Origin of the sequence: Pseudolabrys sp. (genome assembly GCF_035943735.1) — a bacterium.
In the GTDB taxonomy this organism is placed as follows: Bacteria; Pseudomonadota; Alphaproteobacteria; order Rhizobiales; family Xanthobacteraceae; genus Pseudolabrys.
In genome coordinates, this window is the sequence record NZ_DASZBV010000019.1 from 13,942 (window position 1) to 36,655 (window position 22,714).

The 22,714-nt window shown below is 66.1% G+C and carries 23 protein-coding genes and 1 pseudogene; 6 read left to right on the forward strand and 18 right to left on the reverse strand.

Features of this window, described 5'->3' with window-relative positions:
- Positions 1-40: 40 nt before the first annotated feature.
- Together VGV41_RS12955 and VGV41_RS12960 are read left to right on the forward strand one after the other, a co-directional pair.
- Positions 41-652, forward strand: a complete 612-nt coding sequence (locus VGV41_RS12955) for an HdeD family acid-resistance protein (RefSeq protein ID WP_326864252.1) — start codon at positions 41-43, stop codon at positions 650-652.
- Between the two features lie 265 nt (positions 653-917).
- The gene (locus tag VGV41_RS12960) at positions 918-1,409 is read left to right on the forward strand and encodes a heme-binding protein (RefSeq protein WP_326864253.1); all 492 of its coding nucleotides are present in this window, start codon (positions 918-920) and stop codon (positions 1,407-1,409) included.
- A gap of 46 nt (positions 1,410-1,455) precedes the next feature.
- On the opposite strand, the pseudogene VGV41_RS12965 reads toward VGV41_RS12960, so the two are convergent.
- A pseudogene (locus VGV41_RS12965) lies at positions 1,456-2,091 on the reverse strand (fumarylacetoacetate hydrolase family protein); the annotation flags it as partial.
- Between the two features lie 158 nt (positions 2,092-2,249).
- Between VGV41_RS12965 and VGV41_RS12970 the strand changes: the two are divergent.
- Complete coding sequence (locus VGV41_RS12970) at positions 2,250-3,161, forward strand: polysaccharide deacetylase family protein (RefSeq protein ID WP_326864254.1); 912 nt, start codon at positions 2,250-2,252, stop codon at positions 3,159-3,161.
- A 158-nt stretch (positions 3,162-3,319) separates the two neighbouring features.
- Here VGV41_RS12970 and VGV41_RS12975 read toward each other — a convergent pair whose 3' ends face one another.
- Complete coding sequence (locus VGV41_RS12975) at positions 3,320-3,808, reverse strand: YaiI/YqxD family protein (protein WP_326864255.1); 489 nt, start codon at positions 3,806-3,808, stop codon at positions 3,320-3,322.
- A gap of 49 nt (positions 3,809-3,857) precedes the next feature.
- Between VGV41_RS12975 and VGV41_RS12980 the strand changes: the two genes are divergently transcribed.
- Complete coding sequence (locus VGV41_RS12980) at positions 3,858-4,364, forward strand: cupin domain-containing protein (protein ID WP_326864256.1); 507 nt, start codon at positions 3,858-3,860, stop codon at positions 4,362-4,364.
- 183 nt (positions 4,365-4,547) lie between these two features.
- Here the strand turns inward: VGV41_RS12980 and ccoS are convergent, their stop codons facing one another.
- The 15 genes from ccoS to VGV41_RS13055 form a co-directional block, all read right to left on the reverse strand.
- Positions 4,548-4,700 (reverse strand): cbb3-type cytochrome oxidase assembly protein CcoS, encoded by a 153-nt coding sequence (ccoS, locus tag VGV41_RS12985; protein ID WP_326864257.1) that lies wholly within the window; start codon positions 4,698-4,700, stop codon positions 4,548-4,550.
- Positions 4,697-6,865: a heavy metal translocating P-type ATPase gene (locus VGV41_RS12990; protein WP_326864258.1), complete on the reverse strand. Its 2,169-nt coding sequence runs from the start codon at positions 6,863-6,865 to the stop codon at positions 4,697-4,699. The genes ccoS and VGV41_RS12990 overlap by 4 nt, the downstream gene beginning before the upstream one ends.
- Positions 6,865-7,356: a FixH family protein gene (locus tag VGV41_RS12995; protein ID WP_326864259.1), complete on the reverse strand. Its 492-nt coding sequence runs from the start codon at positions 7,354-7,356 to the stop codon at positions 6,865-6,867. Before VGV41_RS12995 ends, VGV41_RS12990 begins: the two co-directional genes overlap by 1 nt.
- Positions 7,357-7,368: 12 nt before the next feature.
- A complete protein-coding gene (ccoG, locus tag VGV41_RS13000) occupies positions 7,369-8,871 on the reverse strand; it encodes a cytochrome c oxidase accessory protein CcoG (protein WP_326864260.1) in 1,503 nt (500 codons plus the stop codon).
- Between the two features lie 142 nt (positions 8,872-9,013).
- Positions 9,014-9,895 (reverse strand): cytochrome-c oxidase, cbb3-type subunit III, encoded by an 882-nt coding sequence (ccoP, locus tag VGV41_RS13005; protein ID WP_326864261.1) that lies wholly within the window; start codon positions 9,893-9,895, stop codon positions 9,014-9,016.
- A gap of 4 nt (positions 9,896-9,899) precedes the next feature.
- Positions 9,900-10,055: a cbb3-type cytochrome c oxidase subunit 3 gene (locus tag VGV41_RS13010; protein WP_326864262.1), complete on the reverse strand. Its 156-nt coding sequence runs from the start codon at positions 10,053-10,055 to the stop codon at positions 9,900-9,902.
- Positions 10,056-10,060: 5 nt separating this feature from the next.
- Positions 10,061-10,795, reverse strand: a complete 735-nt coding sequence (ccoO, locus tag VGV41_RS13015; RefSeq protein WP_326864263.1) for a cytochrome-c oxidase, cbb3-type subunit II — start codon at positions 10,793-10,795, stop codon at positions 10,061-10,063.
- A gap of 13 nt (positions 10,796-10,808) precedes the next feature.
- Positions 10,809-12,458, reverse strand: coding sequence for a cytochrome-c oxidase, cbb3-type subunit I (ccoN, locus tag VGV41_RS13020; protein ID WP_326864264.1), 1,650 nt, complete (start codon positions 12,456-12,458; stop codon positions 10,809-10,811).
- Positions 12,459-12,570: 112 nt separating this feature from the next.
- Positions 12,571-13,146 (reverse strand): Spy/CpxP family protein refolding chaperone, encoded by a 576-nt coding sequence (locus VGV41_RS13025; protein ID WP_326864265.1) that lies wholly within the window; start codon positions 13,144-13,146, stop codon positions 12,571-12,573.
- A 67-nt stretch (positions 13,147-13,213) separates the two neighbouring features.
- Positions 13,214-14,080: a 2-oxoacid:ferredoxin oxidoreductase subunit beta gene (locus VGV41_RS13030; RefSeq protein ID WP_326864266.1), complete on the reverse strand. Its 867-nt coding sequence runs from the start codon at positions 14,078-14,080 to the stop codon at positions 13,214-13,216.
- Positions 14,081-14,104: 24 nt separating this feature from the next.
- On the reverse strand, positions 14,105-15,811 hold the full coding sequence (locus VGV41_RS13035; RefSeq protein ID WP_326864267.1) for a 2-oxoacid:acceptor oxidoreductase subunit alpha: 1,707 nt from the start codon (positions 15,809-15,811) through the stop codon (positions 14,105-14,107).
- Between the two features lie 13 nt (positions 15,812-15,824).
- Positions 15,825-17,342 carry a DASS family sodium-coupled anion symporter gene (locus tag VGV41_RS13040; RefSeq protein WP_326864268.1) on the reverse strand — a complete coding sequence of 506 codons (1,518 nt, stop codon included), beginning with the start codon at positions 17,340-17,342 and terminating at the stop codon, positions 15,825-15,827.
- Positions 17,343-17,563: 221 nt separating this feature from the next.
- On the reverse strand, positions 17,564-18,046 hold the full coding sequence (locus tag VGV41_RS13045; RefSeq protein ID WP_326864269.1) for an Hsp20/alpha crystallin family protein: 483 nt from the start codon (positions 18,044-18,046) through the stop codon (positions 17,564-17,566).
- Positions 18,047-18,140: 94 nt separating this feature from the next.
- Positions 18,141-18,863 carry a CBS domain-containing protein gene (locus VGV41_RS13050; protein WP_326864270.1) on the reverse strand — a complete coding sequence of 241 codons (723 nt, stop codon included), beginning with the start codon at positions 18,861-18,863 and terminating at the stop codon, positions 18,141-18,143.
- A 202-nt stretch (positions 18,864-19,065) separates the two neighbouring features.
- Positions 19,066-19,701 carry a helix-turn-helix domain-containing protein gene (locus VGV41_RS13055; RefSeq protein ID WP_326864271.1) on the reverse strand — a complete coding sequence of 212 codons (636 nt, stop codon included), beginning with the start codon at positions 19,699-19,701 and terminating at the stop codon, positions 19,066-19,068.
- 181 nt (positions 19,702-19,882) lie between these two features.
- On the opposite strand from VGV41_RS13055, the gene VGV41_RS13060 reads away from it, so the two are divergent.
- Both VGV41_RS13060 and fixJ read left to right on the forward strand, forming a co-directional pair.
- Positions 19,883-21,388, forward strand: coding sequence for a sensor histidine kinase (locus VGV41_RS13060; protein ID WP_414705104.1), 1,506 nt, complete (start codon positions 19,883-19,885; stop codon positions 21,386-21,388).
- Complete coding sequence (gene fixJ, locus VGV41_RS13065) at positions 21,378-22,004, forward strand: response regulator FixJ (RefSeq protein WP_326864273.1); 627 nt, start codon at positions 21,378-21,380, stop codon at positions 22,002-22,004. Before VGV41_RS13060 ends, fixJ begins: the two co-directional genes overlap by 11 nt.
- A 100-nt stretch (positions 22,005-22,104) precedes the next feature.
- Here fixJ and VGV41_RS13070 read toward each other — a convergent pair whose 3' ends face one another.
- The gene (locus VGV41_RS13070) at positions 22,105-22,713 is read right to left on the reverse strand and encodes a thiamine pyrophosphate-dependent enzyme (protein WP_326864274.1); all 609 of its coding nucleotides are present in this window, start codon (positions 22,711-22,713) and stop codon (positions 22,105-22,107) included.
- Position 22,714 lies beyond the last annotated feature (1 nt).

Sequence of the window (22,714 nt, forward strand, 5' to 3'; positions counted from 1 at the left end):
GAACCAGGCAAAGCGCGGTCGGCCGGAGAGCTGAGCTCACATGACGACGAACAGCTCTTCGGCAAGCGATCGGATTTCCGCGTCCGCCGCAAAGTCGATCGGTGACCACTGGGTCGTCTTCGTGGTCGAGGGCGTGGCTCTTGTCGCGCTGGGGCTCGTGGCGATTATCGTTCCCTCGATCGCCCCCTCATACCTGACCGTTGCCCTCGGGTGGATCTTTCTCGGCAGCGGAGCCATAGGGTTGGCGACGACCTTCTGGGCGCGGCAGGCACCGGGATTCTGGTGGTCTCTGGCGTCGGCGTTACTTGCAATTCTCGTCGGCGTTATCCTGATCGTAAACGAGGCGCACGAATTGTACGGCGGGCTGCTCGGATGGCCATTCGAGGCAGCCGGCCCGTTGCGGCCGATATTGGTCCTGTTTTTCCTGGTCGAAGGCGGAGCGTCCATCATGTTCGCGATGGAGCACCGGCGCGAGTTTTCCGGACGCTGGGCCTGGATGGTTGCGAGCGGCGCTGTCGATATCGTCCTGGCGAGCATCATTATTTTCAATCTTCCGGGCACGTCCGCCTGGACCATGGGGCTGCTTGTGGGGATCAACATGATTCTCGGAGGCGTCGTACTGCTCGCGATGGGACTTCACGCGCGCCTTTGAAGAAAGATCGTGAGCCAGTGCGCCTTGGTAAAGTCGAGGAACATGGGCGTGTCGCAACAGCGAGCGGCCATGCGCCGTGTCGGCGACTCCGGTTTCAGCCGCCGCGCCTCGATGCGGTGCGCGACAATCCTGTGGCACCGCTTTTTTTGCATGGTCGGCTGCCGCGCCGCGCAGACATTCTCGGTCGGCTCGAAGTTCGCTATTCTTTGCCTCCAATTCAGAACTCCGGGAGAACCGGAGCCAACCATCGTCAGGGAGAACGCTCATGTCGCCGACCGTCAAAATTGCCGCCGGGCTTGCTGCCGCTTTCGCGCTCTCGCTGCCCGCTCATGGGCAAGGGCTCGTGACCGAAAAGAACATTTCTCTCGCGATGGCGCAGTCCATCGCCAATGGCGCGCTCGAGAAATGTCAGAGTATGAGCTACAAGGTATCGGTGGTGGTCCTCGACCGCGCCGGGGTGCAGATCGTGATGTTGCGCGGCGACGGCGCCGGCTTGCACACGGTCGAGGGCGCCGACCGCAAGGCCTACACCGCGCGTACATACAGAGCGCCTTCGGCCGATTTCGCAAAGCGGGTGGGGAGCGACCCCGGCTACGCGCAGGCGGTGCATTACAGCCGCGTGCTGGCGCTCGGCGGCGGCCTGCCGATCAAGGCCGGCAACGAGGTGGTCGGCGCCGTCGGCGTGTCGGGATCGCCGGGCAAGGACGATGTCTGCTCGCAAGCCGGCATCGACAAGGTGGCCGACCAGCTCAAGTGATCGCAGCGCAAACTGGCACGCGGGACGAAGTGAAGTCCGCCGGTGGTTAGCGCGCCGCCACCACCTTATGCGTCTGCTCGCCCAGCCCGTCGATTGACGCGGTGACGACGTCGCCGGGCTGCAAATACGCCGGCGGCTTCTGCCCGAGGCCGACGCCGGCGGGCGTGCCGGTCAGGATGACGTCGCCGGGCTGCAGGCTCATGAAGCGGCTGATGTAGGCGACGAGCGCGGCCACCGAGAAGATCATGTCGCGTGTCGAGCCGTTCTGCTTGACGACGCCGTTGACGGCGAGGCGCAGGCCGAGCGCCTGCGGGTCGGGGATCTCATCGCGCGTGGCGAGCCACGGCCCGAGCGGGCCGAAGGTGTCGCAGCTCTTGCCCTTGAAGCCCTGGCCGGCGCGGTTGAACTGGAAGTCGCGCTCGGAGAAATCGATGCCGAGGACGTAGCCGGCGACGTGGTCGAGCGCGCGCGCTTCCGCGATGTAGACGCCGGGCGTGCCGATGACGACGCCGAGCTCGACCTCCCAGTCGATGCCTTTGGAGTCGCGCGGGATGACGACATCGTCGTTCGGGCCGCACAGCGCGCTGGTCGCCTTGAGGAACAGCGTCGGCTCCTTCGGCAGCGGCAGGCCGGTTTCCTCGGCGTGGTCGCGGTAATTCAGCCCGACGCCGACGATCTTGCCCACTTGTCGCAAGTCGAACACGTCGCCGTCGAGCGAGGCGCGCGCATCGCCGGTATACCGTACCATTTTCATCGCTTCGAACTCCCGGCTTTCACGCCCTGTACAAAAGCGCCTCTGCCTGCAAACATTGCCGCAACGAAACGCGCAAGGAAACGCCCGTGCACTACGCCAAGCCGCCCGTCGGCATGCTGCCGAACGACCGCATCGCCTACTCGCCGATCGTCAACCGCAAGCCGCTGAAGCTGCCGAACAAGGCGCGCATGGTGGTGTGGACCGTCACCAATGTCGAGGACTGGGACCCGACCCAGACCATGCCGCGCACGGTGCTGACGCCGCCGGCCGGCGGCTCGCCGATGCCGGACATCCCGAACTGGTGCTGGCACGAATACGGCAACCGCGTCGGCTTCTGGCGGCTGCTGCAGGTCTACGACGAGTTCAAGATTCCCGGCGTGATGAACGTCAACGGCGTCGCCGTCGAGGCCTTCCCGGAGATGATGAAGGCCTGCGTCGACCGCAAATGGGAGTTCGTCGGCCACGGCTACACCCAGCGCAACATGCAGAAGGTGGAGAACGAACGCGCCGATATCCGCAAGAGCGCCGAGGTGCTTGAGCGCGTCACCGGCAAGCGGCCGCGCGGCTGGCTCGGGCCGGGCCTCACCGAGACATGGGAAACAGCGGATATCCTCGCGGAAGAGGGCTACGACTACGTCGCCGACTGGGTGCTCGACGACCAGCCGGTGTGGCTGAAGACGCGCGGCAAGCCGATCCTCAACGTGCCCTACACGCAGGAATGCAACGACGTCGCCATGATGCTGATCCAGCATCATAAGGCGAACGAGTTCTACGAGCGGGCGATGGACCAGTTCGAGCAGATCTACAAGGACGCCAAGGCGCTCGACTCGGCGCGCGTCATGGCGATCTCGGTGCACCCCTACATCATGGGCGCGCCGCACCGGGCCAAATACTTTCGCATGATCTTCGAGAAGATCCGCAAGAAGAAGGACGTGCTGTTCTGGACCGGATCGCAGATCGCCGACTGGTACATGAAGACCGGTCCGAAGGCGCCGTAAGGACCCGCCCCCCGCGAAGCGGTGGGGAGGGTCGGATCGCAATCGCTGCGCGATAGCGATCCGGGGTGGGGGGACTTCACGACGGCGGGGCAAGTTCGCCCCCCACCCCCGACCCCTCCCCGCCACGCGCCAGCGCGTGTGGGGAGGGGAGAAGCAAGTTAGCCCTGCCCCGCCAGCTTCCGCTGCAACCGCACCACCGCGAGATCGAGCGCGGAGAGGAAACGCGACAGGTCCTGCCGCGACAGCGGCTTGGGGCCGCGCGTCTCCGCGCCGGCCGAGCGCAGGTCGGTCAGGAGATTGCGCGTCGCCAGCGCCATGTGAATGGAATCGTCGTCGAACGCCTTGCCGGTCGGACTGATGACGCTCGCACCGTTGCGAAAGACGCGCGCGGCGAGCGGCACGTCGGCGGTGACGACGATGTCGGTTGCGCCTGCGCGCTCGACGATCCAGTCGTCGGCGACGTCGGGACCTTCGGAGACGATGATCCGCTCAATCAGCTCGCTGCGCGGCACGTTCATGAAGGCGTTGGCGACGACATAGACCTTCAGCGCGTAGCGCTCGGCCACGCGATAGACCTCCGGCTTCACCGGGCAGGCATCGGCGTCGACGAAAATGCGGATCGCGGGCGGCTGATTTGGCGCTTCCATGGCTTGCGTCCGCGTGGTCCAATCGTTCCCGTCGTCAAGGGAGGCATCCATGGCCAAGGCCCGCAGGAAAGTCCAGACGCGACGCGCGAACAAGGCGAAGGCTCCGGCGAAGAAGACGAAGAAGGCCGCCACCAAACCGGCGCGTAGAAAAGTGGCGAAAGCGAAAACGCGCAAGCCGCAGCGCTTTACCGTCAGCCATCACCGCGAGGAGGATTTCGACCCCGGCCTGCGCGCCTATTCCGCCTACCGCGATCTCGGCCTTGCGGCCGCGACCGACGGAATGGTGCAGGCGCACGTCATCCGCATGACCCAGCCCTTCGAAGAGGGCGAAGTGTCGACGCCGCACTATCACGACGTCGATTTCCAGATGGTCTACGTGCTCAAGGGCTGGTTCATGAGCGAATTCGAGGGCGAAGGCGTGCACACCTTCACCGCCGGCTCGTGCTGGATTCAGCCGCCGAAAATCAAGCACACCGTGCGCGGCTATTCCGACGACTGCGAGCTCCTGGAGATCGTGCTGCCGGCGGATTTCGAGACGGTGACGCTGGAAGGGTGACGCGCGGCGGCGCGTAACCCTCTCCCCCTTGTGGGAGAGGGTGGCGAGCGAAGCGAGCCGGGTGAGGGGGCCCTTCTTACGAAATCACACCCCCTCACCCGCCCTCGCTCGGCTTCGCCCCCGCTCGGGCACCCTCTCCCACGAGGGGAGAGGGGAAGAGAGATCGCGGCGCAACCGCGCTCGCTACTTCGTCTCCACGTCGTCATCCTGCAATATCCGCAGCGCGGCGCCGTCGACGTCGCCGTACTGACCCGAGCGCAGCGCCCACAGGAAGCCGAACAAGCCGATGAGGCCGAGGCCGAGCGCCAGCGGCACCAGATAAATGAGCACGTTCATGTCCGCCCTCCCCGCGCACGCAGCGCGTTCAGCGTCACCATGAGCGACGAGCCGGACATCGCCAGCGCTGCGATGAGCGGCGTCACGAAGCCGGCAATCGCAAACGGCACGGCGATGGCGTTGTAGACGACCGCGAGCGCAAGGTTCTCGCTCATCAACCGGCGGGCGCGGCGCGCGGTGAGCACCGCGTCGGCGACCGGCCCGAGGCGTTCGCCGAGGAAGACGGCATCGGCCTGTGCCTGCGTCAGATCGGCGGCGGAGATCGGCGACAAGGACACATGCGCCGCGGCGAGAGACGGCGCGTCGTTGAGGCCGTCGCCAACCATGAGCACACGGCGGCCGACGTGCGTGAGGCTGTCGATCATGGCAATCTTGTCGGCCGGTTTCATCTCCGCAGCCCATTCGCCGATGCCGAGCGTCTTGGCGATTGGCGCCACCGCCTCGGCGCGGTCGCCCGAGAGGATGCGCAGGTCGAGGCCGAGCGCGCGCAGGCGCGCGACCGTCTCGACCGCATCGGGGCGCAAGCTCTGCGCCACGGCAATGGCGAGCGAGCGGCTGCCATAGGCGAAATAGATATGCGACAGGCCGGGCAGCGAGGCCGGCTCGTCGAGGCCGCAAAAGGTCGCGCTGCCGAGCCGCACCTCGATGCCGTCGATTAGCGCGCGCACGCCGCGGCCCGTCTCCTCCACCGCGCCGTCGAGCGGCACGCGCGCGGCCGCCTCGCGCGCCACCGCCACGGCGAGCGGATGACGGCTCGACAGCGCCAGCCGCGCCGCGATCTGCATCAGTTCGGGATCGAGGCTTGCCGGCGCGACGACGCGCGGCTCCGGCAGCGTCAGCGTGCCGGTCTTGTCGAAGATGACGGTGTCGGCTTCCGCCAGGCGTTCGATGGTGTCGCCGGCATTGACGATGACATTGGCGCGGAACAGCGCGCCGGAGGCGACCACCTGCACGGCGGGAATCGCGAGCGCCAGCGCGCAGGGGCAGGTGATGATCAGCACGGCGATGGCGGTGACCAGCGCGTCGTGCAGCGAGGCGCCGGCGATGAGCCAGCCGATGCAGGTGAGCGCGGCGGTCACGTGCACCACCGGCGCGTAGATGCGCGAGGCGCGGTCGGCGAGCCGCATGGCGCGCGACTTGGCGCTCGCCGCCTTCTCGAGCAGCGTCTCGATCTCGTCGATGAGCGTGGCGCCGCCGGCGGCGGTAACCGCGAGCGTCAATGCGCCGGCGTAATTGAGGCTTCCGGCATAGACGATATCGCCGGGCGCGAGCGCGCGGCGCGCGGTCTCGCCGGTGATCAGGCTCTCGTCGATCTCGGAGCGGCCGCTCTCGATGCGGCCGTCGGCCGGCACGCGTTCGCCGGGCTTGACCAGCAGGCGGTCGCCCGGCCGCACGGCTGCGACCGGCACGGTGACGAGTTCGTCGCCCCTAAGGCGATGTGCGATCTCGGCCTTCAGCGCCGCGAGATTGCCGGCGACCGCGCGGGTCCGGCGCCGCATGGCGTGCTCGAGCGCGCGGCCGATGAGCAGGAAGAACAACAGCATGATCGCCGAATCGAAATACGTCTCGCGCGCGTGGTGCGCGGTCTCGACCACCGACATGCCGAGCGCGAGGATGACGCCGATCGAGATCGGCACATCCATGTTCGTCGAGCGCGCCTTGAGCGCGCGCCAGGCGCTCGCAAAGAACGGCCGTCCGGCATAGGCCGCGGCCGGCAGCGCGATCAGCGCCGAGGCCCAGTGGAAGAAGTCGCGCGTCTCGGGCGTCATGTCGCTGGCGTTGCCGGACCACACCGACACCGACAGCAGCATGATGTTCATCGCCGCGAACCCGGCCACGGCAAGGCAGCGCGTCAGCCGGCGCGCTTCCGCCGCCTCTTCCTGCTCGGCGCGCAGCGGCACGAAAGGATGGCCGTGATAGCCGTTCGCTTCCAGCGTCTCGATGACGCGCGAAGGCTCGAGCGGCGCGCCTTGCGTCCAGGCGACGTGCAGGCGGCGGTTGGTGTAGTTGAGCCGCACCTCGGCGATGCCAGGCAACTGCTTCACCGCGCCCTCGATGCGGCCGATGCAGGCGCCGCATGTCACGCCGTCGACCGCGAGGTCGAGGCTCAGCCGGCCGTCCGGGTCCGGCCTGGCGTAGAGCGAGAGGTCGAGGGCGGCGGACATTATTTCAGGATGACTTTGCTGCGCGAACGGAAGACGCGATCGTCGCCGCGATAGAGGTCGACGATCAGCTCCCACTGGCCGGCTTGCGCATCGGCCGCGCCCTTGAACTCGCCGGCACCGATGCGCGCGAGATCGACGATGTGATCGAGCCGCTCGTCGGCCGGATGCGCCAGCCGCGCCTTGGCCAGAAGGCCGGTGAGCGGCGTGCCGTGCTCGTCGCGCGCGGTGATATCGAGCACGGCCTCGCCGGCCTTGTCGCGCGCGAGTTGGCCGGAGACCTGCCAGTGCCGCGCGTCCTGCCGCTCCGCCTTGGCGACCTCCTGCTCGAACAACTGCCCGGCCTGGTACGAGCTCGACGTCTCGACGCCGCCGAAGGTCGAGGTCGCGGCGCGCACCATGATGCCGTTGACCACGAACACGACGCCGAAGAAGACGACCAACCAGGCGAGCACGGCGCGGCCGGTCAGTTCACGCGGCTTTTTCTGCGACATGACGATTTCTCTCTACGGCCCGAAGAAGTGATCGCGCATCTGCGCCACCTCGCCGGTATCGACGTCGATCAGCGAAAACTGGATCGTGGTCGAGGGCGGCGGCGGCGTGCGCGAATAATCGGTGACCGTGACGCGCACCTCGCGCGTCGTGTCGGGGCCGACGTCGACCAGCAGGCGACCGTCGGCGCGCGGCGGCATGCCGACGAAATCGACGAGCGAGGCCGGCACGCCTTCGACGGCGACGATGAAATTGCGGTTCTTGAGCTGCTTGTTGACGATGCGAATGGTGTAGGCATTGCCCAGCGCGCCGTCGGACAGCCGCACATACATCGGATTGCGGTCGTGGATGACACTGATGCCTTCGCTGTCGCGGGTGGCGAGCTGGAACACCATGAGGCCGCCGACCACGACGATGATCGCCGCGTAGAGCACGGTGCGCATGCGGATCAGCTTGTAGAACGGCTGCTTGCCTTCGAGCCGCGCCTTGATGTTGAGGTCGGTGTCGAAGGCGATGAGCCGCGTCGGGCGGCCGAGCCGGGCCATCACATTGTCGCAGGCGTCGATGCACAGGCCGCACTGGATGCAGCCGAGATTGGCACCGTCGCGGATGTCGATGCCGGTCGGGCAGACATGCACGCATTGCAGGCAGTCGACGCAGTCGCCGGCGGGCGCGCCGGCGCTGCGCAGTTGCTCGGCCTTCTTCACCGAGCAACGCGGCTCGCCGCGGTCGTAGCGATAGGTGACGTTGAGCGCGTATTCGTCGGTGAGCGCCGCCTGGATGCGCGGCCACGGGCACATATACAGGCAGACCTGCTCACGCATATGGCCGGCCAGCGCATAGGTGGTGAAGGTAAGAATACCGATCCAGGCATAGGCGATGAACGGCGCCTGGCCGGTGGCGAGATCCTTCACCAGAGTCGGCGCGTCGGCGAAATAGAGCACCCAGGCGCCGCCGGTCCACCACGCCACCATCAGCCAGAGGACATGCTTGACGCCCTTGCGCGCCCAGGTCGCCGCGGTCCACTTGCGGGCGTCGCGCTGCATGTGCTCGCGGCGATCGCCTTCCACCCAGCGCTCGATGGCGAAGAACAAATCGGTCCACACCGTCTGCGGGCAGAGATAGCCGCACCAGAGGCGGCCGGCGACGGCGTTCATCAGGAACAGCGTCAGCGCGGCGAGGATGAGAAGACCGGTGAGGTAGTAGACTTCCTGCGGCCAGATCTCGATCGGAAAGAAATAGAAGCGGCGATTGGGGAAGTCGATCAGCACGGCCTGGTGCGGCGCGTTCGGGCCGCGGTCCCAGCGCACGAAGGGCAGCAAATAGTAGACGCCGAGCGTGGCGATCAGCACAGCCCATTTGATGCGACGGAAGAAGCCATTGACGCTCTGCGGATAAATCTTGCGGCGCGGCGCGTAGAGCGGGATGTCCTCGATGACGTCATCGGCCACTGTCGGCGCGGCGGACGCCCTCGCCGGCACTCCCGCATCCTTCACCAGTTCTTCCAGGGCCGTCATGACGATCGTCGCATTGTTGTTGTTGCGGAAAATCTAGGTGAGGCGGGCCGCGCCTCCATTGATCTTCATCAAGCCTGCGGCTCAAAGCGGAGCGGGGCCGACTACGACGAGTCTGCCCCTGCCCCTCGCCGGCCGGGCGCGGCTATTTTTCGCCGCCGCCCAGCGACCAGACGTAAACGACGAGCGACTTCAGCGTCGGCTGATCGAGGCGCTGGCCCCAGGCCGGCATGACGCCGCCGCGGCCAATGGTGATGCCCTGCATGATCGTCTGCTTGTCGGAACCGTAGAGCCAGATCTTGTCGGTCAGATTGGCCGAGCCGACCTCGCGATTGCCCTTGCCCTCCGGCCCGTGGCAGGCGACGCAATTGTCGGCGAAGATCTTCTTGCCGGCTTCGAGATTGGCGCCCTGCTCCACCGGCAGGCCGGACAGGGACCGCACATAGTCGGCGACGGTCGAGATCTGGTCCGGCTTGAGGATGCCGTCGCGGCCGAACGCCGGCATGTTGCCCTGATGGCCGGCATCGTCGCCGGAGCGGGCGCCGTGCGTCACCGTGTTGAGGATGTCGGCGAGCTTGCCGCCCCACAGCCAGTCGTCGTCGTTAAGGTTGGGATAGCCCTTGCCGCCGCCACCGCCGGCGCCGTGGCACGGCGCGCAGTTGTCGGCGAAGGCGACGCGGCCGACCGCGCGCGCGAAGTCGGAGAGCTGCGGATCGGCGGCGATGTCGGCGACCGAGGCCGCCGACAGCTTTTCCATCATCGCGCCGCGCTTGGCCTTGAGCTCGGCGAGGTCGGTGATGATGGCGGTGCGCGTGTGCCAGCCGAACACGCCCTGCGTCGAGTTCGTGATCAGCGGCCAGGCCGGATAGACCACCCAGTAGCCGACCGCCCAGACGATGGTGATATAGAACAGCCACAGCCACCAGCGCGGCAGCGGCGTGTTGAGTTCGTGGATGCCGTCCCACTCGTGACCGGTGGTGGCGGTGCCAGTCAGGGCATCGACGTCTTTTTTGAGTTCGTCGGCCACGGCTTCAGTCCTCCTGCAGCGGGATGCGCGCCGCCTCGTCGAATTGCTTCTTGCGCGACGGCCACAGCGCGTAGGCGAGCACCAGCGCGAAGATCACCGTGAAATAAATCAGGCCCCACTTCTGGGCGAATTCGGCAACGGCTTGATAGGTCGGGTCCATGGGAATTACCGAATGTTTGCTTTGTCGTCGTAGAGCTTGAAATCGACCAAGGTGCCGAGCGTCTGCAGGTAGGCGATCAGCGCGTCGGCCTCGGTGACCCGCTTTGGATTGCCGTCGAAATCACGCACGTTGACCTTCGGGTAGCGCTTGGCGAGATCGCCGGCGTCCGGGCTGTCGGCTGTCGCCTGGGTGACGACGTCCTTCTGCGCGTTCTCGATGTCGGCCTTGGTGTAGGGCGTGCCGATCTCCGCCTGCACCTTCAGGTTCTGGTCGATGTGCGCGTAATCGAGGTCGGTCTGTTCGAGGAAGCCGTAGGTCGGCATCACCGAGCCGGGCACCACCGAACGCGGATCGCGCAGGTGATCGCGGTGCCAGTCGTCGGAATACTTGGCGCCGACGCGGGCGAGATCGGGACCGGTGCGCTTCGAGCCCCACTGGAACGGGTGGTCGTACATACTCTCGGCGGCGAGCGAGTAGTGACCGTAGCGCTCGACCTCATCGCGCAGCGGGCGGATCATCTGCGAGTGGCAGAGATAGCAGCCCTCGCGCACGTAGATGTCGCGGCCGGCGAGCTCGAGCGGCGTGTAGGGCCGCATGCCGTCGACCTTCTCGATGGTGTTCTTGAGGTAGAACAGCGGCGCGACCTCGACGAGGCCGCCGATAGCGATGACGATCAGAATGCCGATCACGAGAATGATCGAGTTCTTCTCGATGATGGCGTGTTTCTGCCAGAGCGACATGGACGTGCCTGCCTTATTCCGCCGGGACGAGGACCGCGCGTTCGGGCGCCGCCTCTTCCGCGGAGGTCACGGTTTTCCAGATGTTGAAGGCCATCAGCAGCGCGCCGGTGAGGAACAGCAGGCCGCCGAGCGCGCGGATGACGTAGAAGGGATGCATCGCCTCGACCGTCTCGACGAAGGAATATTCGAGGAAGCCGAGGTTGGTGTAGGCGCGCCACATCAGGCCCTGCAGGATGCCCGACACCCACATCGAGGTGATGTAGAGGACGATGCCGATGGTCGAGATCCAGAAATGCCAGTTGACGAGCTTGAGCGAGTACAGCTTGCGGTTCCACAGCCACGGGATCAGGCAGTAGAGCGCGCCGAAGGAGATGTAGGCGACCCAGCCGAGCGCGCCGGAGTGGACGTGGCCGATGGTCCAGTCGGTGTAGTGCGACAGCGAGTTGACGATCTTCACCGACATCATCGGACCTTCGAAGGTCGACATGCCGTAGAAGGCGACCGACACCACCATCATGCGCAGCACGGGATCGGTGCGCAGTTTGTCCCACGCGCCGGACAAGGTCATGATGCCGTTGATCATGCCGCCCCAAGAGGGCATCCACAGCATGATCGAGAAGGTCATGCCGAGCGTCTGCGCCCAGTCCGGCAGCGCCGTGTAGTGCAGGTGATGCGGGCCAGCCCAGATATAAAGGAAGATCAGCGCCCAGAAGTGGATGATGGAGAGGCGATAGGAATAGACCGGCCGCTCCGCCCGCTTCGGGATGAAATAATACATGATGGCGAGGAAGCCGGCGGTGAGGAAGAAGCCGACGGCGTTGTGGCCGTACCACCACTGCACCATCGCGTCCTGCACGCCGGACCAGACGATGTAGGACTTCGGCGAGAAGATGGAGACGGGGATCGCCGGGTTATTGCCGAGGTGCAGCACGGCGATCGTGATGATGAAAGCGAGGTAGAACCAGTTGGCCACGTAGATGTGCGGCTCGGTGCGCCGCATGATGGTGCCGAGAAAGACGAGGAAGTAGGTGATCCAGACGACGGTCAGCCACAGGTCGGCGTACCACTCCGGCTCGGCGTATTCCTTCGACTGCGTGATGCCGAGCAGATAGCCGGTGCCGGCGATGACGATGAAGAAATTGTAGCCGAGCACGACGAACCACGGCGACAGATCGCCGACGAGGCGCGCGCGGCAGGTGCGCTGCACGACGTAGAATGAAGTGGCGATGAGCACGTTGCCGCCGAAGGCGAAGATCACCGCCGAGGTGTGCAAGGGGCGCAGGCGGCCGAACTCGATCCACTGCAGTCCGAGATTGAGCGCCGGGAATGCGAGCTCGAGCGCGATATAGAGACCGACCGAGAAGCCGGCGATGCCCCAGACCATCGCGGCCAGGCTGGCGAACTTGATCGGGCCCATATTGTAGTTGGGCTTGCCGTCGATCGTCAGCGGCGGCGGCGCGGCAGCACGGTCGAAATAGCGATTGAGGATCGCGAACACCGCTGCGACGCTCGCCGCGCTGAACAAATAGGCGTGGAAGGCGTAGCCCGGCGTGTAGGCCCTGGCGGCGACGACGAGGGTGAAGAATGCGAGGGCGACGAAGGCGAGCGCGGCGCCGCCCTCCCCGATGGTCATGCGTTTGCCCGGAGCGAGCGCGTTCGCCATGGTTCAATCCGTGATTTGGCTTCTTCTGGAGGGATCGAGGTGAGCCGGTGCGGCCGTTATCGTGTGGGCCGCACCGTCGCTCTTTGACCTAAGTCAATCGGACCGCGCGCAACTAATTGTTGCGCCAGTTCCAGCGGTGCCATCCCCAGCCGCGCGGGCCGCCGGTGTTGATCCGCGCCTTCTGCTCGTCGGTGAGCGTGGCGTAGAAGGCATCGAAGGCGGGCCGCACCGTTTTCATCGCGGCGAGCATGACCTCCAGCCGCTTCTCCATGAGCTCCATGCGCGCCGTCGGACTGGCCGGCAGGTCGCGCGGACAGGCGGCGGCGATCTGCTCTGCGGCTTTGGTCGACGCGGTCCGCAGGTCATTGAGCGCGGTCTTCTGCGCCTCGGTCGGCTGCACCAGGCGGTCGATGCGCTCCATGCGCCACTCGGCGAGACCGGCGGCGCGCGGATCGCACAGCATGCCCATGCCGCCGCGTCCGCCCCAGCCCATCATGCCGGGACCCATCATCATGCCGGGACCCCAGCCGCGGCCGGGACCGCCGCCTGGACCGCCAGGACCGGGACCTGCGGCGGGCGGCGGACCGCCGGCGCCGGGGCCGGGGGCGGCCGGCTGCGCGAGAACGGGCGATGCGGTGAGCGTCGCGGCGCAAGCGAGCGCAGCGATGGTGAGAGCCAATTTTTTCATCGGAACCTCCGGCGTGAATTTTCGCCGGCGAGCATGCGCGCGGGCGGCGCGCATGCATTGACTCACGTCAAGCTCGCTCGTTGAGCGCGAACTCGTGTTCGATGTCGGTGACGGCGATCGAGGGCGTCAGCGGCGGCGCGACGGCGGCGCGATCGCCGCGATAGAGGACGCCGAGGCTGAAGCCGTCGTCTTCGAGCACGAGCCTGGTCGCGGCGGCGCGATCCTGTTCGATGGAGATAGTCGAGGACCGCACCATCTTCTTCCAGCCGGTCTGTTCGGGGCGGAAAGTGACGCACGGGCTCAGGACTTCGATGAAGGCAAAGCCCGGCCAGCGGATACCATCGACGATCAGATCGGCGAGCGCGTTCGGATCGCCGGAGAAGCCGCGCGCGACGTAATTGGCGCCGGCGGCGATGGCGATCGCCAGCGGATTGAACGGACGCAACCCAATGCCGCCGGGCGCGATATCGGAGTCCCAATCCGGCTCGGTGGTCGGCGACGGCTGCCCCTTGGTCATGCCGTAGACGCGGTTGTCCATGACCACGTAGAGCATGTCGACGTTGCGCCGGCAGGCATGGATGAAATGGTTGCCGCCGATGGAATAGCCGTCGCCATCGCCGCCTACGACAATCACTTCAAGATCGGGCCGCGTCAGCTTGAGGCCCGTCGCGGCGGCAAGCGCGCGGCCGTGCACGCCGTGGAAGCCGTAAGTGCTCATGTAGCCGGGCAGCCGCGACGAGCAGCCGATGCCGGAGACGAGCACGACCTCGTGCGGCGGGCGGCCGTGCTTGGCGAGCGCGCGCTCGAGCCCGGCGAGCACGCCGAAATCGCCGCAGCCGGGACACCAGACCGGGTGCGCGCCGGAGGCAAAGTCTTTCGATTCGAAGACGCAGTGCGGGGCTTCGGCGGTGCGTTCGGTGATGGTGTCGGTCATGATTCGCCTCCCCTTCATGCATTCTCAAGCCACATAGCTGGCGATCTCCGACGGCCGGTACGGCAGCGGGCCGGGCCGCGCGACGCTTTCCGCGGCCGGCGGGATCGCCTTGCGGCCGAGAAGATAATGGTAGAGCTGCGCGCCGTGGTTCTGCTCGACGACGATGATGCGTCGCACGCCGTTGAGCGCGCGCGCGAGTTGCTCCGCCGGCAGCGGCGCCAGCACACGCAGACCGACGACGCGCACCGGACGCCCGGCAGCGGCAAGCCGCCGCGCGGCTTCGCGCGCCGGGCCGATGGTCGAGCCGAAGGCGACGATCGCGGTTGCGCTGTCGCCCCAGCATTGCCCCCACCAGTCGCCGGCGTCGAAGCGCGCGATCTTCTTCGCCCGTTTGTTGATCTGCGCCACGTGCGGCCCGGCGCCGCTCGCCGGCAGACCGGCTTCGTTGTGCGTGAGACCTTCCGCCACCCATTCGTGACCGGGCGTGCCGGGGATCGGCATCGGCGTCAGCGGATCGCCGTCGAGCGCGTAGCGCTTGAACGGCTTGTCGGGCACGACGCCGTCGACGCGGCGCGTCAGCGGCTTCGGCCGCGGATGATCGGGATCGATGACGGCGGTCGATTGGCCGATTTGCTGATCGGAGAGCACGATTACCGGCGTCTGCAACGCTTCGGCGACGTAGGCTGCGTATTCGCCGGTGCCGGCGCAATCGGCGACCGACATCGGCGCCATGACGATGCGCGGGGCGTCGCCGTGCGCCCCATAGATGGCGAGGTTGACGTCGCTCTGCTCGGTCTTCGAGGCGATGCCGGTCGAGGGACCGGCGCGCATGACGTCGATGAGAACCAGCGGGATTTCGGCGGCGGTGGCAAGGCCGAGCGCCTCGATCATCAGCGAGAAGCCGGGACCCGACGTCACCGTCATCGATGGCGTGCCGCCGTAGGAGGCGCCGATCGCCATGTTGACGGAGGCGAGTTCGTCCTCGCCAAGCACAAGGCGGCCACCGAGCTTGATCAGATGCGGCGCCAGCCATTCGACGAGATCGGTCGCCGGCGTGATCGGATAGCAGCCGACGAAGCGCACGCCACCGCGCAACGCGCCCAAGGCGATCGCCTGGTTGCCGCTGATCAGCCAGTGCCCGTTCCGCCGCGGCGGCCCCATGCGCAGGTTGAGCGGAAGCCCGGACGATGCGGCGAAGCCGGCGACGGCGCCGACGCGGTTGGCGTGCACCATGTCCTCGTCACGACCGGCAAAGACCTTGGCGACCGCGACCTCGAGATCGCCGGTCGACAGGCCGACGAGGCCGCAGATGGCGCCGACGGCGAACATGTTCACCCGCTTTGCGCCGCGCCCATGCTTGACGCCCTCGCTCATGGCGAGCGCGACCGTGCGCGCCTTCGATCTGGCGATATTCGGCGACGCGACGCCCGCCTGCGGATCGGCAACGATGACGCTCGCCTCGTCGAGCGGAATCTCGGAGGCAAACTGATCGAGCTTCTCCCAGTCGAGCGCGACGAACACGTCGTAGCGGTCGGGCGGCGTCTCCACCGGCTCGGTCGCAATCTGCACCAGAGCCGCCGACTCGCCGCCTCGCACCTGCGCGCCGAACAGTTGCGTCATCAGGCCGTAGTAGCCGGCGTGCGCGCCGGCGCGCAGGAAGACGGCCCCTGCAGTCATTGCGCCGGAGCCGCCCGATCCCGCGAACACCACGGCAAGGGATTGACGTGTCACTTCACTCGCTCCGTCAGACATAGCCGAGCCAGCGCCAGTAGGTGGCGCCGAGCACCATGACCAGCACCATCGCGATCACGGTGAGCACGAGACCGGTGCGTACGAAGTCGCGCGCCTGAAAGGTCTCGGTGCCGTAGGCGACCATGTTCTGCGGCGCGTTCACCACCAGGATGAAGCCGAAGGAAACGACGAACTGCAGCAGCATCGTCATGCCGATGATGTTGATGCCCGGCGTCGCCACACCCTTGAGCACGGCGATGACGATCGGAATCATGGCCGAGGCAAGCGCGGTGGCGCTGGCGAAGCCGAGGTGGATGACAATGAGGAACAGACTCATCACGCCAAGAATGAACAGTGCGGTGGCGTTCTTCAGGCCGAACTCGGCGACGACGATGTTTGCGAGCCACGTAGCGGCGTTGGTCTGCAACAGCGCGGTGCCGAGCGAGATGCCGACGCCGAACAGGATCACCGTGCCCCACGGAATTCTGGCCTGCGCGTCTTTCCAATTCAGGATGCCGAAGCCGGGCATGAACATCAGCGCGACAGCGGTGATCGTCGTGGTCGAGGTATCGAATTTGTGCAGGATGCCTTCCGTCGCCCAAAAGGCGATCAAGGTCAGCGACAGCAACAAGAGCTTGGTCTCGGAGGCCTTCATCGGACCCAGCGCGGCGAGCGATTTACGGATGCCTTCGCGTCCACCCGGCACTTCGGCGACCTCCGGAGGCATCATGCGCGTCATCACGAAATAGAGCGCGATGCACATCAGAATGCCGAATGGTCCGGCGGCGATCAGCCAGTCCAGCCAGGTGATGGTCTTGCCGAAGGCCTTTTCGATGAAACCGATCGCGACCATATTTTGCGCCGCGGCCGTCTTGATGCCGACGTTCCAGATGCTCGCGGTCTGCACCGTAACGATCATCAACATGCTGGCAAAGGCGCCGCGCTTGTTGACACCATAGGCCGCGATGATGCCAAGCGTGATCGGCACCAGGCAGGCGACGCGCGCCGTGGTCGACGGCACCATGAAGGCGATGACGAAGCCGACCAGGATGGTGCCAATGACGACGTGATTTGTCTTGGTGCCGACACGGGCGAGGATGCTGAGCGCGATGCGCTTGTCGAGCCCGGTCACGGTCATGGCGGCGGCGAGGAACAGGGCGGCGGCGACCAGCACCAGCGCCGTATTGGCGAAACCGGAGAAGGCGAGCGTGAGCGCGCCGGAGGTGCCGAGCAGCACTTTGGGGTTGGCGACGTTGGGCGCGAGCCCGAGCATGAACGCCATCAGCGCTGCGATAAGGATGGCGGACACCGCGTAGTCGACCGCCTCGGTCATCCACAGGATGACGGCGAAGGCGAGGATCGCCAGCATCCGGTGCCCGGCGACAGGAAGGCCGGCCGGCGTCGGCAAGAGCGCGATCACGGTGAGCGCGACGATGGCCGCGAGAAGCCCCCAGTTCGACCCAATCCAGCTCCGCTCCTTGGGCGCGACAGGGGTGACCGGGCGTACGGACGGCTGTGCGGCAATGGACATGAGAATCCTCCCGAAGCGAACAGGTTCGCAGGCGGATCATCTGCCGCGGCGGCAACGCCACGTTGAGCAAGGTCAAATCTCAGGTTTCGGCAAGATCAGGAGAAATGCGTAGTGCAATGCAAAACCAATTTTCTCCGCTACCATAATTGTAAAATGACGAAGGCGCGCCCCGCGCCCGTCAAGGGCCGCGATCGCGCGCCTCCTCTGACGCCCCTGCGGAATCAGGCAGCGGATTTCACTTCGATCTTCTTGGCCTGGGCGGGCGCTGGCTTCGGCACCTTCACCGTCAGCACGCCCTTGGCGATCGTCGCCTTGACGTCCTCAGGCTTGACGCCTTCGGGCAGCGCGATCGAACGCTCGAACGAGCCGTAGCTGCGCTCGACCAGACGGTAGTTCTTGTCCTTCTCTTCCTTCTCGGCCTTCTTCTCGCCGCGGATCGTCAGCACGCCGTCGGCGAAATTGACCTGCACGTCCTTCTCCTCGAGGCCCGGCAGCTCGGCGGTGATCTCGATCTCCTTGTCGGTCTCGGTGACGTCGGTGGACGGCATCAGCGAGCCGCCGTTGCCGGACGCGAAGCTCGGCATGGTCGGGAAGCCGCTGGTGAAGTCCTCGAACAGGCGATCGATCTCGCGCTGCAGCGAGAGAAACGGCTGGGTGACGGCGCCGCGATCGCGGCCGACCGGAATGAGCGATGGAAATTTCATGATAAGCCTCCTTGGCTCGCGTGGCCGAACTTAAATTCGGCTTGAGCCCACGCTAGTGCGGGCGCAGCGCGCGGCCTTGAGGCAGGTCAAGCCGTCAATGTTTCGTCGCCTCTTCCGGCGGCTCGATCACCATGCCCGAGGTCGGCTCGATCCAGACCAGGTGATCCTTCACCGCCTTGACGCCGGGGATGTTCTCGGCCGCGACCTTCAGCGCCTCGCGCTGCCTGTCGTCGATGACGGCACCCCAGAGTTCCACGACGCCGTCGCGCACGACGACGTTGACCATCGCGGCGGGCGCCCATTCCCGCGCCTTGATCTCGCCGAGCAGCCGCTCGCGGATCTCGGCATCGCCCTTCGGCGCCGCCGGCTCGCCGCGCGCCATCGAGACCATCGCGTGCATGAGGTTCGAGCGCGTCACGATGCCGGTCATCTTGCCGCCGCCCGTCACCGGCACGCGCTTGATGCGGTGGCGCTCCATCAATTCGACCACCGCTTCGAGATCGGCGTCCTCGTCGACGGTCTGTACCTGGTCGGTCATGACCTCGGAGACCTTCTGGCCGTGCGAATGCGTGTATTCGGAGGCGATCTTGCCGGGGCCCATAAGGAACTCGAGCCAGCGCGAGCGGCGGCGCTCCGTGGCGGTTTCGCGCCGGCGCAGGAAGTCGCCTTCGGAGAGGATGCCGACCAGTGCGCCGTTCGGGTCGACGACCGGAAGGCCGCTGATGTGGTGCTGCAGCATCAGCCGCGCCGCCTGCAGCACGGTCGCGTTGGGACCGATGGAAACGACGGTGCGCGTCATCACGTCTCTGGCTTTCATGGCGATGTTCCTCGTGTTTGCACAAAGAGATCACGCGGCGCGCCCGATTGTCTTGACGCAGGTCAAGCTTTATCGCCGTTTGCACGAGTTCATCCGGCGCGAACGCAGCGCAAAAAAATGCCCCGGCTTTGACACCGGGGCAGTTTGGCCGAACTTCAAATCGGGGAGAAACGACGTTCGGCTTAGTTACGGGGAGAAACTCTCAGGCGTTCAGGCGAGTCAACGCCGCGCGATTGCGCAGCACGATGCGGCGCGAGGTCGGCACGGCGATGGCGGCGCCCTTTTCGAGCTGCGTCAGGGTGCGCGACACCGTCTCGATCGTCAGGCCGAGATAATCGGCAATGTCCTGGCGCGACATCGGCAGCTCGACCTCGGCGACCGTGGCGGAGCGCTTGGCCATCTCGAGCAAGAAGCCGGCGACGCGCTCCTGCGCGGTCTTGATCAGCAGCATGATGTGGTCCTGCGCGCGCTGCAGCTCGCCGGCGGTCATCGCCCAGAGCTGGCGCGCCACCTCGTTGTCGCGCGCGGCGAGCGCGACGAGCGACGAGCGCTTGACCACGAGAACCTTGGAATCGGCGATCGCCTCGGCGGAGAAGCTGTGCGCTTCACCAATCTCGAGACCGAAGACGTCGCCGGGGAGATAGAAGGCGCCGATCTGGCGGCGGCCGTCGTTGAGCACCTTGTAGGTGCGCACGGTGCCGGTGATAACCTTGTAGACGTATTCGGCGGGCTCGTTCTCGCCATAGATCTCGGCGTTGCGGCCAAAGGGCATCGGCGCGCCCATCAGCTCGATCGACGACTGGAAGCTCTTGGCAGCGACGGCAGGAGCCGGACGCATCGGTTGCGGTCGGGCGTTGGCGGTAGACTGGAGCGTCCTCTGAGCGAGCATGGCGGCAAGTCCCCGTTGCATCTGCGTTCGATGCTGTGGAGATACCGCTGGCATTGCGCGCTCGAAATTCAGATAATGAACATAAGGGATTATCCGGAGGGGCGCGGCGCCCGCCGCGGCGCCCGAGGTCATGCCGGAAACTACTGATAAACAAGGACTATTTTTGCGCTGGCAAAACAGCTGGTGGGTCGTCTACGCGCTCACGCCAGCCGCCGTGGCCCTGGCGTTCGTGGTGCGAGTGTCGCTGCTGCCGGTTCTGCACAGCCAGACGGTTTTTCTCTACTTCGTACCGGCCGTGCTTGTTGCCGCCGCTGTCGGCGGCGTCGGCCCGGGTCTCCTAGCGACGGCGCTCAGTCTGCTCTGTACCTTCACCGTCTTCATCGATCCGCTCGATCTCACCACCATCTGGCTGACCAACAGCACGGCATTCACGCTGATCTGCGTCGGCATCTCGTGGGGCGGCGAGCTCCTGCGGCGCGGACGCACGCGCACACTGGCGATGACGGACGAAGCGCTGGCGCGCGAAGCGCATGTGCAGTCGATCCTCGATACCGTGCCGGAGGCGATGATCGTCATCAACGATCACGGCATCATACAATCGTTCAGCGTCGCGGCGGAGCGGCTCTTTGGCTACAACGCGGCGCAGGCGATCGGCCAGAACGTCAAGGTGCTCATGCCGGCGCCCTATCGCGAAGCGCACGACGGCTATCTCTTGCGCTATATGCGCACCGGCGAGCGGCGCATCATCGGCATCGGCCGCGTCGTCGTCGGCCTGCGCAAGGACGGCTCGACGTTTCCGATGGAGCTCGCGGTCGGCGAGATGCATTCGGGCCGCCAGCGCTTCTTCACCGGCTTCATCCGCGACCTGACCGAACGGCAGAAGACCGAAGCGCGTCTGCAGGAGCTGCAGTCCGAGCTCGTCCACATCTCGCGCCTGACCGCGATGGGCGAGATGGCCTCGACGCTCGCACACGAGCTCAACCAGCCGCTGTCGGCGATCTCCAATTATCTGAAGGGCTCGCGCCGCCTGCTGGCGGAGGGCGACGACGAACGCTCGGCCATGCTGCGCGACGCGCTCGACAAGGCCGGCGATCAGGCGATGCGCGCCGGGCAGATCATCCGGCGGCTGCGCGATTTCGTCTCGCGCGGCGAGAGCGAGCGCCGCGTCGAGAACATCACCAAGCTGGTCGAGGAGGCGAGCGCGCTGGCGCTGGTGGGCGTCAAGGACCGCGGCATCAAGGTGCGCTTCCAGTTCGACCCGACCGTCGGCCTCGTGCTCGCCGACCGCGTGCAGATCCAGCAGGTACTACTCAATCTCATCCGCAACGCCATGGATGCGATGGAAGAAACGGTCAATCGCGACCTGATGATCGCGATCGTGCCGGAAAACGGCACCCATGTGCGCATCAGCGTGGCCGATACCGGCTCGGGGATTTCGCCCGACATCGCTGAGCAGCTGTTCCAGCCGTTCATCACCACCAAGCGTACCGGCATGGGCGTGGGCCTGTCGATCTCGCGCACCATCGTGGAAGCACATGGGGGGCGCATCTGGGTGGTGCCCAATCCGGCCGGCGGCACGATTTTCAACTTCACGCTGGCCGCCGTGACTGAGGAGGATGTCAACGATGCAGGGTGACGCCATCATTTATGTGATCGACGACGACGAGGCGGTGCGGCAGTCGCTCGAATTCCTGCTGAGAACCGCCGGCATCAAAGTGCGCGGCTTCGAATCGGGCAAGGCGTTTCTCGACGTGCTGGCGCAGATCGACTCCGGCTGCGTCATCACCGACGTACGCATGCCGGAGATCACCGGTATCGACCTGCTCAAGAAGGTGAAGGAGATCAAGCCCGACCTGCCGGTCATCGTCATCACCGGCCACGGGGATATCGCGCTTGCCGTCGAAGCGATGAAGATCGGCGCGGTCGACTTCCTGGAGAAGCCGTTCGACGACGATCATCTGCTGGCCGCGGTCAAGAGCGCGCTCGATCGCGAGGCCGACCTCGCCCAGCGCAACGCCGAGGTGAATGGCATCCATGACAAGCTCGCGGCTTTGTCGAACCGCGAGCGGCAGGTGCTGGAAGGGCTGGTGGCCGGCAATGCCAACAAGAACATCGCCTTCGATCTCGGCATCAGCCCGCGTACGGTCGAGATCTATCGCGCCAACCTGATGACCAAGATGGCCGCCAACAGCCTTTCGGACCTGGTGCGGATGGCGATGATGGCGGGGATTCTGGACGGCGGGAAGAAGTGATGCGTGTCCCGTAGCAAGCGCCGTCCTTCGTGGCGGCCCCGGATCAGCAGCGCAGCATTCCGCTTCGCTGCATGCTGCGCAGCGTCCGGGGCAAGATTCCCTACTTCCTCACCCCCAGCCCCATCATGAAGCGCTGACGGATCTGCACCGGATCGCGGTCGGTGGTGCCGGTGCCGGGCTTGTCGTCGATGCGCGCGGCGATCAAGGTCGGGCCGCCGTCTTTGAGCGCCGCGGCGAACAGGCGGTCGAAGTCGTCCTCGTCGGCGGCCCAGGCGCTATTCGAAAGACCGCATCCGCGCGCCACCGCGACGATGTCGGCGACCGCCGCGCTCGCCGTCGGCTGGCCGCCGGTGATCTGGTACATGCCGTTGTCCCACACCACCATGGTCAGGTTCTTCGGCTTGCGCATCGCCACGGTGGCGAGGCAACCGAGCTGCATCAAGAGCGAGCCGTCGCCCTCGAGCGCGACGACGTGCCGTTTCGGCTGCGCGATGGCAACGCCGAACGCGATCGGGATGGCGAGCCCCATGCTGCCGAGCATGTAGAAATTCTGCGGTCGCTGCCCACTCATCCAGAGATCGAAATTGGTGTTGCCGATGCCGCCGATGACGGCTTCGTCGTGCTTCAGCTGCGCCACGGCGCGCCTGGTCAGCTCGAAGCGGTTCATCACCTTGGCGTTGTGCGCGCTCAGCGCGGAATTCTGCGTCATG